The organism is Pseudofrankia coriaricola (assembly GCF_001854805.1).
Classification (GTDB): Bacteria; Actinomycetota; Actinomycetes; order Frankiales; family Frankiaceae; genus Pseudofrankia.
On the sequence record NZ_MBLO01000109.1, the window covers coordinates 1 to 12,514 of the forward strand.

The following is a 12,514-nucleotide window of genomic DNA, read 5'->3' on the forward strand; positions in this document are numbered from 1 at the left end:
TGGAAAGCCTCAACCAGGACAAAGTAGACGCAAGCGGCGTCTCACCACGCGATCACTGAACGTCACCACCGAATATGCGCCAGAGCCGTTGTTCTTACAGGCCCTGACAAGGTCGCGGCACCGATCTTGGGGGGCCTGTGATGCACCGCGATGCCACCCGTGAAGCACCGCGACAATCTCTGTGTCGAGCCGGGATCGGTGCGGACGGCCATGGTCGACGACGTGGGGACTGTTCGCGATGTCGGCGGCGAGGGCCTCGACGAGGGCCGTCGCGATGGTGGCGGCTTTGATGGTGTCCGGGGCGTGCCGGCTGGGCGCCACGATCGAAAAGCGGGTGACGATTCTCTTTCGCGCCGATATCGTCGTGGTCGGCTGGCAGCGAGAACTGTCGAGGTTGAGGTGGACCAGGCGGTTCTCGAGACCGGTTCACTGTATGTACTCTGGCCGGCAGGCTGGTACGCGAGATAGGACCAGCTCTTGGGAGGTCCACGGTGAGGTCGATCGAGATCGCTGGCAGGGCCTACCGTATCTTTGTCTTCGCTGGCATCCATGAGGACGACCGGAAGGTCGAGTGTCACGAGATCGAGCCTGACCGTCAGGTATGCGAGATCCGCGTAACCGACGCGGGCGACGCCTATTTCACCCTGGTCGCGGGCGAGCTGCCGGTTCAGGTTGTCCGCGCCACGCTGGACTATCTGGATGAGATGACTGGACGATGATTGCAGCCTCGGTGAGGCGTGTTCACGACGGCCCACTCGGTAGCAGCGGATCGGCGCGGCGAGCACCACCCAGCCCGCTCGATCCCGCCGAAGACCTCGGTCGGTGCCGCCCGGCATCAGCACCCCCAAGCGCGGGTGACTGCCATACAATCAACCTTGTGTCGTCGGCCTTCCGCTCCGCGCTCCGCCAGATGCGCAGTCGTGATCCGCAGCGAGCCGAAGACGCCTTCGGTTTCCTGGCAGCGAACGCCGCCGGCCATGTCGCCGAGCTTGTCGATGCATTCCGCATGGAGACCGATCGTGGAGTCCGTTACTGGCTTCTTGAACTCATCGCACTGACAGAATCGGAAGACACCCTGCCCCTGCTCGTCGAGCAGCTCTCCAACGACGACGAGTCGCTTCGGCGGCATGCCGCCAACGGTCTGAAGCGCCTGGGTAGCAAACCGGCCCGCGAGGCGCTATGGCGTGCACGAGCGAACGGCCAGATCCGGTAAGGAGCGGATCCGGAGACTCGACCAGGAACCCACAGCACCGCGCCGGCGGATTCTGGCGTCAAAGCCGGCGAAGTCCAGCCGCACCCCGAGCCGCAGCGCAAAACCTGACCACCCTGCCGGCTCCATGGGCCGTCCGCACACTGAAATCTCCCACGGTCTCAGATCCGACATCGCCACCAACACCGGAAACGACACCGCGAACGACACCCCCGCAGGTCGACGCACCCGCGCAGGTATGACCAACTGATCAATAGGTGTGGGGCTGCCAGGCCGTCCGGGCCGCGCCGGCCGCAGCCCTGTCTTGGCTATCGCTCCCACGCAAAGGAGAACCGATGTGCGACATCCCGGACGCGCTACGCCGCGAGAACGATCTCGCCCTTGAGCTGGTCCAGTGCATGCTCGGGCTGATCTCGCACGACCTGGCCGAGATCGCCATCGACACCCGCGGCGACACTGTCAAGATCTACTGCACCGTGCGCGCTGACACGTCCGAGGTCCGCGAGGACATCGACGACATCGTCGCCGACCTCGACGCGCTCCGTGGCGGCGGCACCCCTATCGAGACCCAGATTGACGTCACCCCGTTCGCTCTGGACTGGCCTGGCCGCGCCCATCGCGTGGTCTACTGCTCGAAGCCAGCGCCGCACGAACTTCGAGTCCGCCGAGGCGGTGACTCCGCGCTTGAGGAGATCTTCTTTTTGGCTCCATGGGTGGACCTTCGCGGGGGCGAATCCGCCGAACATGCCGAGCGTGGAGCCCTGGCGAGCGAACTTCGTGAGGAGATCGCTGCCGGTCATCGGCTCCATGGCCAGTCCTTCCAGGTCACTGCCCGGTCAGAGACCAAGGACGATGTCATCGTCGAGCTGGCGACCGGCGGCTGGGCCCGGGTCCATCTCACCTGGCAACACCCGGACACGCCTCCCTGGCCCGCCACCACCGTCTACGACTCCCTCGGGTCTCTCGACGAAGACCTTCGTGCCGCAGACTGAACCGGCTGCCGCGACGAAGTGGGAAGGCGAGACCAGCGGCCGCCTCCGCTGTCCTCAACCACCACCCTGTGGGGACTGCTGTTCTGCGCCTTCGCCCCCTTCACCCTCCTGGCCATCCCCATCGGCCTGACCGTCGCCGCACTCACCATCCCCTCGTCATCCCCGCCCGGGCGCAGGTCTTCGGCGACCTGATCGAAGCTGCCTATGACACCCACCGCACCACCCTCTACACCCAGCTACGCTGGCCCCCGCCTGCCAGCCCCCACCAAGAACACGAGCACGGACGGAAGCTGACCGCCTACCTGTGGCCCGGCTCCGACGACACCACCCCCACCTTCACTCCCCCCTTCTAACCGCCGTCCCTGGCGAGAAAACGACGGTCAGATCAACATGATCTTTAGAGGGCGGGTGGGCCTCACAACGATCGACCATTGACGGCCGCAGGGATCATCGCGCTGTCCGGTGGCATCCTCGCCGCCATCAAACGGCACCCGCCCGGCCGGGACAGCGCTCAACCGCGCCGCGACCGGCCGCAGCAAAGCAAAGCCAGTCTCGCTGTCCGGCTCCGGAACTTTGACGGGCCACAGCACCTGGCCGCCGGGCACAGAGCCCAGAGGCTTACCCACGCGTGAGTCCAAACATCTGTCGACATCACGCGTCGAACCGGTTGCGGAACTGCTCGACGTACAGTCCATCGGTTCGAAGGACGCCGAGTTCCACTGTCTGCGGGAAGTCGGACTCGTCGGCGTAGAGAAGGTGGGAGAAGAAGAACGTGCCTGGCCAGTCGGTGATCTCTCGCTCGAGTGCGCGGTAGCGCCGGCCCTCCGCCGACCAGCCGCGATTGAGATCGCGGTCCTGCGGAAATATATTAGGTCCGAATTCTCCGCCGGCGGTGTGGGGGACCATATGTCCCTTGTCCAAGGGGCGTGAAGCCCGGCCCCGCGGCGACGGATACCCGCGCTGGTACGCCACGTCCCGTGGCGCCGCCGGACGCCGCGTGACGCCCCACGCCGCGACCGTCCGGTCCGCCTGCGGTGCCCCGGCCGCGCTCGCGAGGTCGAACAGAAGCGTGGAACCGTCGAGCGGGATCTCGTGCAGGTAACTGGAGCCAACCAGGCGGCGGTACCGCTCCGCCCACGCGCCCGAGAGAGCGGCACCCAACGCTGCCATGTAGGACAGGCGATCGGGAACGGTCATCACCGCTGTGGCGATGGCCTCATAGTCAAGACCCTCCTCGGGATGCACTGTCCCCTCCTCTGCCCGCCTGCACCAAGGGCACCCCGGCTGGTCGCGTCAGGTGTTTTTGATGTGCCGGGCGAGGGCCTCTCACAGGCCTTCGTTTCTGGTGGTGAAAGCACGGCACGCGTCCGGCGCGGGCTGCCCGCTTGCTACAGGCCGGGCACGATGCGCAGGTCACGGACGGCGCCGCCGTCGAGGGCGGCGAGGGCTTCCTGGTAGGCGGCGCTGTCATGCGCGGCCCGGGCGGCCTCGACCGAATCGAAGGTGATGAGCACGGTGCGGGTCTTCTCCCCGGCCTCGTAGGTCAGCTCGGGAAGGCCGCGGGCTACGAAGGTGCCGCCGGCGGCGCGCAGGGCCGGACCGACGAGTTCGGCGTACGCCGCGACCTTGGCCTCGTCGACGATCTCCCTGTAGACGTTGATCCAGTAGGCAGTCATGACGCCATCGTGCCCGAGGCCGGGAGACGGACGGGACTTAGGTCCGGGCGATCGTGTCCCGGGCACGCGACCATCGTCCGGACGCCGATCGTGAGTTGTGGATCGCGGGCGGACAGTCGTCCCTCGAGACCGCGATAAAGCCGGTCCACGGTCCCGGGGTGGGCAGAGGCCGTACGGGCGTTCGCCACCCCGGGACGGTTCTGACGCCTGTACCGTGCCAGAACTCGACGTCGGGCCGCTGACCTGCGGGTTCGCTGCCGACCACCCGATCGCAGGCGTCGCGACGGAACGGATCAAGCGCCGACCCGTCCTCGGGGGTCTGATCAACGAATACGAACGAGCCGTGTAGAAGCCCAGCTCAACGGCCGTGGCCGAGTTCTGGAACCCGACCGGCGAGCACGACCGCCGGCAGCGGGCTCTCCCCGACGTCAATCTTGACGAAGTCGATGCCGCTGCCGGTCAGCTGTTCGACGGCGAAGGCCACGGGCCGCTGCCAGCCGGGGATAGCGGACTCGAAGCGGCGCCGCGCCGCCGTGATCTGTCCGGCTGTCGTCCACTGCTGTGCGTTCACGCCGCCCTCGCCGTCCATCCCGGTCCGTCCGGCCAGATCCGACCAGGTATTCCAACGCTCGTCGACCGCATTACGACCAGCCTCGGCCGGGCCATGATCGGCGGGCGAACCATACTGGGGCGAAGCTCGCGATCCTGGCCGGGAAGCTGGACCCGGCTGGTGGGACGCCGCTGGACCGGTCCGAGAACGCGCTGATCGACGTGGTCGGGGCGGTGCGCCATCTGCCCTACCGGCAGGTGCTCGGTGGTGGTCATCGGTGGGGACGTCGTGGCCGGCAAAGGCGGGCCCAACGCTCGCGTAGCAGGGAATGATCGGGATATGGAGCCGTGGGAGGAGCTGGTCGCGGCCGAGGCCCGCTACATCGAAGTGCGGATGCGGATGTTCGCGGCGGGTGCCGAGGCATACGAGGGACAGCTGCGCGCGGCGCTGGCGACCGTGCTCGGTCGACGGACCGCGCTGCGGGCGCTGCTGGACGCTCCGGTCGAGCAGACGATGGACCTGCTGGAACCGGTGTTCCACGCGGGGCTCGGGATGCACGCCCCTCTGGACGTCGTCCTTGAGCTGCTGCGCCGGGTGGACCCGGGGTGGCTGACGCTGGCACTGCGCCCCGTGCTGTCCCGCCATCTTGAGGGCCAGACGCGGCCGGACTGGGAGGACTACCGGTGCGCGGCGCAGCTGCTCGCCGACCTAGGCCAGCCGCTGCTGCTCGGCCAGTTGCTGGCCTCGGCCGCAGGCCTCGACGATCCCGACGTGCGGGAGGTCCTCGACGACTTCGGCCCCCTCGCCGACAACGCCTCCAACGAGCCGCCCGTGCTTCCACCCGAGTTGCAGGACGCGGACCGCGGCGATGAGCAGACGGGCCGGGAGCGGGACGGTCTGTACCTGCGCCGAGCAGCCGACAACTACCTGCTGACCCTGCTGACCGGCACGGAGCCTGTGGCCGGGGCGGTCGACGCCGTGGTCGAGCTGGGCGACGGCGCACGCCGGACCGCCACCTTCCTCTCCCACGACGACCTGGCGCGGACCCTAGCCCGCCACCGGCGGTCGGGCGAGCGCCTCGGCGGCCGGTACTTCTGGGCCCAGAACCTGATCCTCGTCGAGAGCACCGCTCCCGCTTTCCTCGACCGTGTCGTCGCGGACCTGGTCGGTTCCGGCGAGATCCGCGGCGCGTTCGCCACCCTGCCTGCCACGAGCCAGGACCTCCTGACCGGCGGGGATCTTCCCGACGGGTTCTCCTACCCGCCGGAGTTCGTCAGGCTCGTCGAGTACGGGCTGACCGATTTGGAGCCGTGGTGGATCATGACCGGTGATCTCCTGCGCGAGCGCCACACCGGCCTGGCCGAGCGCCGCCCGGGCCGGTCCCTGGTCCCGTTCGCGGAGCGGCAGGACAACGACGACGTGGCCTGCTGCGACCTCGCCACCGGAACCATCGCCGTGGTCCACGACTACGGCGACCCGAAGGCACGGGACGTCGCCCGGTTCGCCGACTTCCCCGCCTGGCTACATCAAGCCATGGTCGACTTCCTGGAGTTCAACTAGCGCTGCCCGAGATGACGCCAGGGAGGACGGCGAGCCGGTGCCAGGGCACGGGGAGCGGCCGGTGGATCAGGAGCAGGGCGACCACACCGCGAGACGGCTGATCGACGAGGCGGCGGGCGAGTTGTTCGGCGCGCGGCGGGAGCAGCTCCTGCTGGCGGCGCTCGCCCGGGTGGAGCAGGCCGGCGTGGCGGACGCGGAGGCTCGGGCGGTCACGCTCGCGCTGCTGGCGCAGCAGGATCCCGCCTACCTTGACCGGGCGCGCGCGACGCTCGACCAGCTAGTCGGAATCGGAGCCTCGCCGCACTGGGCACTGGTGCATCTGGCTGAGGCCTGCCTGCATGCGGGACAGGTGGACGAGGCGCTGCGATATGCGTCCGAGGTCGACCGGGGCTTCTTCGAGCGTCGGGACCTGCTGTGGCGGTCGGTGCGGATGGACGAGATCCGCGCCGCGGCGTTGCTGCGGCTCGGGGATCTCGAAGGCGGTACCACCGCCGCCTTGGCCGTCTGCGACGTGCTCACGGACCGCGGCGACAGCGACGACCTGGCCCCGCCGGCTGATCTCGTCGCCGTGGCGCTGACGTGCGCGGGGCTGGCGGACGAGCGGGCCCGGGCCGCCGGCTGCCGCATCCTGGACTACCTGTCCGGCAGCCTCGAGCTCGGTGCCTGGTTCCCAGCCGAGACCGTCCACCGCATCAGATCCGCGCTCGCCGACTGCGCCCGGTATCCGGCGCGGTGATAACAAGGCCGGCCGAGCACCGGGATCGAAAAATCGGGTGATCGGGTCTGCTTGCGTCGATATCGTGGTAATCAGCCGGTGACGCCGAGCGCGGACGCACCGGCCTCGTCGCTTTGACGTATGTGCCTGGCCCGTCCCGTGTCGCATCCCATTTTGGAGGTCATGCTTGCTGCCTGTTGTCACGATCACGCCGGTGCAGTTGCCGGAGGTGTTGTTGCGGGTGGCGACGGTGCGGCCGGTGCATGTCTGGGTCCGCCCGGTCGCGGGGCTGCGTGACCTGCCCCCGGCCGAGGTCTCTGTGGCCGATCTTCGGCTCGTGCGGCTATACCGCGACGGCCGGAATTACCAGTGGGACACCGTGGCTGTCGTCCCTCTGGGCGCCTAACACGTCACGCCCGGTTGCCCGGGTCGGACGGCGCGGGTATGCACCGGGCGGTGCCCGATCGCTCTAGGGTGCAGCGCTGGCTGGGGGGCTCAGGGCCGGGTGAGGGTCAGCTGAGCGAGGCCGACCAGGACAGCGGAGATCTCGGCAAGATCTGCCGGCCCCCGCCGGGTCGCATCCTCCCGCGATTCGGACCCAGACAGCTCTGATCGCGGGCCGGACTCGACGGTTCTCCCCAGCCCGTTGACGAGGTCTGCCCAGATCGCGAGGAACTCCTCAACCCCGCGCAGGATGTCCCGGCGGACCTGCTCGGCGCCGGACGCCGCGAAGACGGCGATGTCCGCGGCAGCCGTACCCGCCAGCGTCTGCCGATCGAGGCGCCGCTGAAGCGCTCGGGCAGCGTGCGCCGCGCCGTCCAGCGCGTCCGCGGCGTCGACAAGTACGTCACTCAGAAGGCCAGGCAGCTCTGGGTCGTGGGCGAACTCGTCGAGGCGCAGCGCGTGGTAGGCCAGCCGGCATCCCGGCGACGCCAGCGGCAGGCGGTCCAACAGCAGCAGCCACCGCCGACTAGCGAGCAACAGGCCAACGCCCACGGTCCCGACAAACCAAGTCCCGAACAGCGCCAGCCAGCCGACACTGAGGCCGGTGCGGACCAACTGGACCCACAGCCAGAACCCTGGGACGCAGACCAGCACGGGGACGCCGACCTGAATGGTTCGCCGGCGTCGACCAAAACGGGACGCCGCCGCCCGCAGCTTCCGGTCGACCGAGCGGGAATCGGACACGATCACAGTCTCGCCTCAACGTCGCCGACCGCGATAGCTCCCGGTGACGTGGAGGAGCGCGCCCGCACGATCTGCGGGGCGTCGAGCATGAGCGTCCAGACGTCAGGCGGCGGCGAGGTCGGCTCCGCGGCGAGGAAGGCCGCGGCGGCGGCGGCCAGGTGGCCGACGGGCAGGCCCGCGTCGAGAACCAGGCGCCGATCGTCCGGCAGCGCCTCCAGGTAGCGGATGAAGGCCCGGTCAGCGGCGGCGACGAAGCGGGGGTCGACGAGGTGCGGGTGCACTGGCCCGCGGCGGCGTTGCCGCGCGGCGACCGCGGCCTGGGGTAGCCGCAGATACAGGTAGCGGCCGGGTCGCAGCGTGATGCCCGCGCGGGCCGCGGCGGTGAACGTCTGCGCGGCGTAGCCAGGGTCGGCGGGAACGCCGAGCTGCGCGACGGCGTGCTGGTGGGCGATGTGCGACAGCGGGCTGCGGTCGAACAACACGAGACCGGTGCGTGCCCGGCGGGCGACCTCGGCGCGTTGCCGCTCCACGCCGCACAGGTGGTCAAGGCCGGACCGGACGTCGCCGAGGGTCCGCGGCGGGTACGGCAGCGGCGAGGACAGATCGGCCGGATCGGGGATGACCGTGGCGCCGAGCTGGCTGGCGAGCACGGTCGACAACGTGGACTTCCCCGTGCAGCGCAGGCCCTCGACGGCCACGAGGCTGTGGTGGGACGGCTGGTCGGATCGGGTCACGGAAGCCTCCAGGAGCCGGTCGAGCGCCGATGGTCGGTGCGGACGCTAGCGGCAGCCACTGACAGCCCGCGGTGAAGCACGCGCCCCGCAGAGGGCTGGGACGGCGCGGTCGGCGAGCCTAGGCGGCTGGCTTGCGGGCAACACCGGCCCACATCGCGGAGACCGACTCGCTGGTCGTCCGCCAGGCCGGTGCGGGGACGAGGCCGGGGTCGATCAGCTCCCAGCCGTCGAAGAAGCGGGCAACCTGGTCGCGGGTCCGCGGGAACAGGGTGCCGGGGGCGGCGGCGTTGACCTGGTCGACGCCCGCCTTCAGGTGGGTCTTCTCCGGGTAGACATCGAGTCCGAGGTGCGACAGCACCAGGAAGCTGCCCGGCGCCAAAGCGTCGCGCAACATGCGCACGGCCGCGTGCGGGTCCTGGTCGTCCGGGATCGCGTGCATGATCGCGATAAGCATCAGGGCGACGGGCTGGGTGAGGTCGAGGGTCGCGGCGGCCTGTTCGAGGATGCGGGCCGGGTCACGTACGTCGCCGTCCAGGTAGGCCGTGCGACCTTCGGGGGTGCTGGTCAGCAGCGCTCGGGCGTGCAGCAGGACCAGCGGGTCGTTGTCCACGTACACGATGCGCGCGTCCGGGGCGACGCCTTGGGCGACCTCGTGGGTGTTGTCGGCTGACGGCAGCCCGGTGCCGATGTCGAGGAACTGCCGTATCCCGCAGTCGGCTGCCAGGAAGCGCACCGCGTTGCGCAGGAACGCCCGGTTCACGCGCACACCCTCATAGATCTCGGGCACCGTCTGGATCATGGCCTCGGCGACAGCCCGGTCTGCCGGGTAGTTGTTCTTGCCGCCGAGCCAGTAGTGTCGGGTAGCGGGAGCACATTGCTGTGCCCCCGCCCCCTCAGAACCGTGCGTGCGCCTCACGACGCACACGGCTCAAGCAAGCCCGAAGGACTCGCAGGCTGCGAAGGTGCCGTTTCGACGTGCCCGTCGGTGGGTAGCCGTCGGGCGCAATGGGTGTGCACGAGGCGGTGAGCGGTGGATGCGCCCGGCGTGCCGGATTCGGGGCTGAGGGCGATCGCTTTTCGGCTGATCGCCTTTCGTGTCCCGGCAAGCCACTGTTCCCATTCCTGGGGGCTGTTGGGCTCGCTTCCGGCGTGCAAGAGCAGTCCTCGGCAGATTGGGCAGCGGCCGTGCTGCTGTGAGAGCAGCCGTAGGTTGCCCGGACTGAGCGGAGGTTTGCTCTTGCGTCGCCGTTCATTCCAGTACTCGCTCAGGTTCGGATCATCCGGGGATGCCGTTCCAGGAACGAGATGATGCCGGGCGATCGTCGTCCAGGAGAACTTCTGGAGGTAGCCGCCGGTTGCGCGGTCACCGAAGACCCAGCGGTCCTGCCTGGTGCGGTTGAAACGACCGAAGTACTGTTTGACGATCCAGTCCCTCGGCTTCTTCGGGTGGCTGTGCTTGGCCCACTTGTAAGTAAGCTTCCACATATGCGTATCCAGCGCGCTGAAAGACGCACTGGAGACACCCGACCGGTAGTATGCGGCCCATCCTTTGATAATCGGGTTCAGGCGACGGGTGACCGCTTCCGCGTTCATCCCTCGCAGGTCCCGCATCTCCGTACTAAGCCGCGCCCGGATTCGCTTCATGGCCGCCTTGCTCGGCCTGGTCAGCAGCTTGCCGTTGGAATAGCGGCGGATATGAAACCCAAGGAAGTCGAAGCCCTCCGAGATATGGACGACGCGCGTCTTGTCCTCGTTGAACCTCAGCCCTCTGGGCTCCAGCCACCCCGCAAGCCGGGCCTTGACCTCTTCGGCCTGCTCACGTGAGTGACACAGGGCGACCAGGTCGTCGGCGTACCTGACCAGGGCCGGGGAATCGCGCCTGAGCTTCCCGGCAGCAACACCGTTGGTCTCGTAGCGCACCCCGGCCGCCGCCTCCATCCCATGCAGGGCCACGTTCAGTAGGCACGGACTGATCACGCCGCCTAATGAACAGCGCTGGGTTATGCGCAGCGTTGGCTGTCGTTCCTGGTGAGGGCGCTGGTGGGGCTCGGGCGCTGCGCATAACCTGTCATGCGCGCGAAGAAGCCGCACACCTCGTCGACCCGTCGTCGACACGCCATCGTCAGGTCCAGGCGGCGAAGTACCTCACCAGGCGGCGCCAGCGGCGCCGTACCAGACCTTCGTCGAGTCCTTGTGGCCCTGGTGCCGTGACTCCGCGTCCAAACCTAAACGGACAAACCAACCATTACGGCCGGCCTCCGGTCATGCAGGCCCGGCACGATACCGATCCGCCGATCAGGATCGTCGGCGCGTTATGCGCAGCGATCCGCCCCCCAACCGAGCCCTCACCAGGCCCGACAGGCCAGCGCTGCGCATAACCCAGCGCTGTTCATTAGGCGGCTTATGCACAGCTGCACATAAACCGCCCTGAGGAGTGCCCTCCTCGGTCGGCGCGAACCGGCCGCGGTCGACCACACCTGCCTTGAGCCACCCGGCGATCTGCTCCCGTGCGGGGAACGTGCCAAGCTGCCGCAGCAGATGATCGTGGTCGATGCGGTCGAACGAGTCCACGGCACACTACTGGCATCGAGAACGTTGTGGCCGCGTTTCGTGCCTATGCGCGCGGTGACCTGTGCGCGACGGCGGCGATTGGATTGCTGGTCGCGCATGCGTGCTGGCTTTTCCGGCCGGATTTCGTCGATGGTTTTGTCGCGACGTCCGATGGATTCGCCTGGGTGGACTGGGCTGGCGCGGTAGCGGCGCTGGACGCCGGTCGGCTGCCGTGCTCGGCGGGCGAGGGCACGGTGCTGCGGGTCGCCGCGAGCATCACGGAGGGCATACCGGTGGATCTGCGGACTCTCGCTGGCCTGGACGGCCGGGCGCTTGGCCTGGTCGCCCGGGCGGTGCTCGCCGCCGGTGGCGACGGGGCGGGGGCCGCGTCGTGGTGAGCACGGGGCCGGTGACCGTGGCGCGGGTGACCCGTCCGGGTCATCCGTTCGAGGGCCGCGAGCTGCGGGTGCTGGGCCGGATGCGCCGGCACGGCGCGCTGGAGCTGATCCTCGAGCTGCCGGACGGCAGCAAGTCGATGATGCCGGCCGCCTGGACGGACCAGGCCGAGCCGGCCGCCGACGGCGGGGGCACCCCGGTCGGGGAGCCGACGCTCGGCCGGATCTGCGACCTGCTCGAGTTGACACGGGTTGTGGCTGGCCTGTTGCCTTCCGCCGTGTCGGGGGTTGTCGACGTGGATATCAGGGAGAAGGTTGAGGCCTGTCCGAGAAAGGAGGCCCCCGATGCCGTGCCGGCCAGAGCCGAGCCTTCCGTTGCCGGGGCTGCCCGCGGGCGTCCCCGACGTGGCGGTGCGGCTGCCGGCCGACGCGGTCGCGGCGGCGGTGGCGCTGCTGGGCCGGCTGATCGCGGCAGTGGCGCGGCCCTGTTCGACGGCGGCGAGCAGTGATGACGGACCTCGGTAAGATCAGCGGGCCGCATCTGCGGCGGGGCGCGGTCGTCTACCTGCGTCAGTCGAGCCTCGCCCAGGTCGAGCGCAACCGGGAGTCCACCGCCCGGCAGTACGACCTGGTCGACCGCGCGGTCGGCCTCGGCTGGCCCAAGGCCCGGGTCACAGTGATCGACGCTGACCTCGGGATCAGCGGTGCCTCGACGGCGGGCCGGTCCGGGTTCGCCGAGCTGACCGCGCAGGTCGCGCTCGGCGAGGTCGGGATCGTGCTGGTCCTCGAGGTCTCCCGGCTCGCGCGCAACAACGCTGACTGGTACCGGCTGCTGGATCTGGCCGGGATGACCGACACCCTGATCGCCGACGCCGACGGGGTCTACCACCCGGCGATGTTCAACGACCGGATGCTGCTGGGGCTGAAGGGCACCATGTCCGAGG

Annotated in this window: 18 protein-coding genes and 1 pseudogene; 11 read left to right on the forward strand and 8 right to left on the reverse strand. The window is 69.1% G+C overall.

The features are described from left to right. Positions 1–159 precede the first annotated feature (159 nt). The 5 genes and pseudogenes from BCD48_RS50685 to BCD48_RS46465 form a co-directional block, all read left to right on the forward strand. Entirely contained in the window at positions 160–468 is a 309-nt protein-coding gene (locus BCD48_RS50685; RefSeq protein ID WP_131804011.1) for a hypothetical protein, read from the forward strand. A gap of 23 nt (positions 469–491) precedes the next feature. Further along, on the forward strand, positions 492–719 hold the full coding sequence (locus BCD48_RS16290; RefSeq protein ID WP_071049254.1) for a hypothetical protein: 228 nt from the start codon (positions 492–494) through the stop codon (positions 717–719). Positions 720–877: 158 nt separating this feature from the next. Next, positions 878–1,213: a HEAT repeat domain-containing protein gene (locus BCD48_RS16295; protein ID WP_198543267.1), complete on the forward strand. Its 336-nt coding sequence runs from the start codon at positions 878–880 to the stop codon at positions 1,211–1,213. A gap of 332 nt (positions 1,214–1,545) precedes the next feature. Then, positions 1,546–2,202: a hypothetical protein gene (locus BCD48_RS52260; protein ID WP_083418736.1), complete on the forward strand. Its 657-nt coding sequence runs from the start codon at positions 1,546–1,548 to the stop codon at positions 2,200–2,202. Between the two features lie 57 nt (positions 2,203–2,259). Then, positions 2,260–2,555 (forward strand): annotated as a pseudogene (locus BCD48_RS46465) (hypothetical protein); the annotation flags it as partial. A 27-nt stretch (positions 2,556–2,582) separates the two neighbouring features. On the opposite strand, the gene BCD48_RS50690 reads toward BCD48_RS46465, so the two are convergent. The 4 genes from BCD48_RS50690 to BCD48_RS16320 form a co-directional block, all read right to left on the reverse strand. Then, on the reverse strand, positions 2,583–2,828 hold the full coding sequence (locus BCD48_RS50690) for a hypothetical protein (RefSeq protein WP_131804012.1): 246 nt from the start codon (positions 2,826–2,828) through the stop codon (positions 2,583–2,585). 25 nt (positions 2,829–2,853) lie between these two features. Continuing rightward, the gene (locus tag BCD48_RS16305) at positions 2,854–3,447 is read right to left on the reverse strand and encodes a hypothetical protein (RefSeq protein ID WP_071049255.1); all 594 of its coding nucleotides are present in this window, start codon (positions 3,445–3,447) and stop codon (positions 2,854–2,856) included. A 143-nt stretch (positions 3,448–3,590) separates the two neighbouring features. Beyond that, entirely contained in the window at positions 3,591–3,878 is a 288-nt protein-coding gene (locus tag BCD48_RS16310) for a DUF1330 domain-containing protein (RefSeq protein WP_071049256.1), read from the reverse strand. Positions 3,879–4,236: 358 nt separating this feature from the next. Continuing rightward, positions 4,237–4,467, reverse strand: coding sequence for a protein kinase family protein (locus tag BCD48_RS16320; protein WP_071049257.1), 231 nt, complete (start codon positions 4,465–4,467; stop codon positions 4,237–4,239). Positions 4,468–4,767: 300 nt separating this feature from the next. Between BCD48_RS16320 and BCD48_RS52265 the strand changes: the two genes are divergently transcribed. The 3 genes from BCD48_RS52265 (at position 4,768) to BCD48_RS53710 (ending at position 7,109) form a co-directional block, all read left to right on the forward strand. After that, entirely contained in the window at positions 4,768–5,988 is a 1,221-nt protein-coding gene (locus BCD48_RS52265; RefSeq protein WP_198543268.1) for a hypothetical protein, read from the forward strand. 61 nt (positions 5,989–6,049) lie between these two features. Further along, complete coding sequence (locus tag BCD48_RS16330; protein ID WP_071049258.1) at positions 6,050–6,724, forward strand: hypothetical protein; 675 nt, start codon at positions 6,050–6,052, stop codon at positions 6,722–6,724. 166 nt (positions 6,725–6,890) lie between these two features. After that, entirely contained in the window at positions 6,891–7,109 is a 219-nt protein-coding gene (locus BCD48_RS53710) for a hypothetical protein (protein ID WP_071049259.1), read from the forward strand. An 89-nt stretch (positions 7,110–7,198) separates the two neighbouring features. Here BCD48_RS53710 and BCD48_RS16340 read toward each other — a convergent pair whose 3' ends face one another. The 4 genes from BCD48_RS16340 to BCD48_RS16355 form a co-directional block, all read right to left on the reverse strand. Beyond that, positions 7,199–7,897 (reverse strand): hypothetical protein, encoded by a 699-nt coding sequence (locus tag BCD48_RS16340; protein ID WP_071049260.1) that lies wholly within the window; start codon positions 7,895–7,897, stop codon positions 7,199–7,201. Next, a complete protein-coding gene (locus BCD48_RS16345; RefSeq protein ID WP_071049261.1) occupies positions 7,894–8,625 on the reverse strand; it encodes a DEAD/DEAH box helicase family protein in 732 nt (243 codons plus the stop codon). The genes BCD48_RS16340 and BCD48_RS16345 overlap by 4 nt, the downstream gene beginning before the upstream one ends. Positions 8,626–8,743: 118 nt before the next feature. After that, positions 8,744–9,541 carry an SAM-dependent methyltransferase gene (locus BCD48_RS16350; RefSeq protein WP_071049262.1) on the reverse strand — a complete coding sequence of 266 codons (798 nt, stop codon included), beginning with the start codon at positions 9,539–9,541 and terminating at the stop codon, positions 8,744–8,746. Further along, positions 9,538–10,740, reverse strand: coding sequence for a group II intron maturase-specific domain-containing protein (locus BCD48_RS16355; RefSeq protein WP_083418737.1), 1,203 nt, complete (start codon positions 10,738–10,740; stop codon positions 9,538–9,540). The genes BCD48_RS16350 and BCD48_RS16355 overlap by 4 nt, the downstream gene beginning before the upstream one ends. A gap of 482 nt (positions 10,741–11,222) precedes the next feature. Here BCD48_RS16355 and BCD48_RS16360 point away from each other — a divergent pair, with 482 nt between their 5' ends. The 3 genes from BCD48_RS16360 to BCD48_RS16370 form a co-directional block, all read left to right on the forward strand. After that, the gene (locus BCD48_RS16360) at positions 11,223–11,573 is read left to right on the forward strand and encodes a hypothetical protein (RefSeq protein WP_198543269.1); all 351 of its coding nucleotides are present in this window, start codon (positions 11,223–11,225) and stop codon (positions 11,571–11,573) included. 26 nt (positions 11,574–11,599) lie between these two features. Further along, positions 11,600–12,079: a DUF5372 family protein gene (locus BCD48_RS16365; RefSeq protein ID WP_131804014.1), complete on the forward strand. Its 480-nt coding sequence runs from the start codon at positions 11,600–11,602 to the stop codon at positions 12,077–12,079. Further along, on the forward strand, positions 12,079–12,514 hold a 436-nt coding region (locus tag BCD48_RS16370), incomplete at its 3' end, for a recombinase family protein (RefSeq protein ID WP_131804015.1). The genes BCD48_RS16365 and BCD48_RS16370, both read left to right, overlap by 1 nt.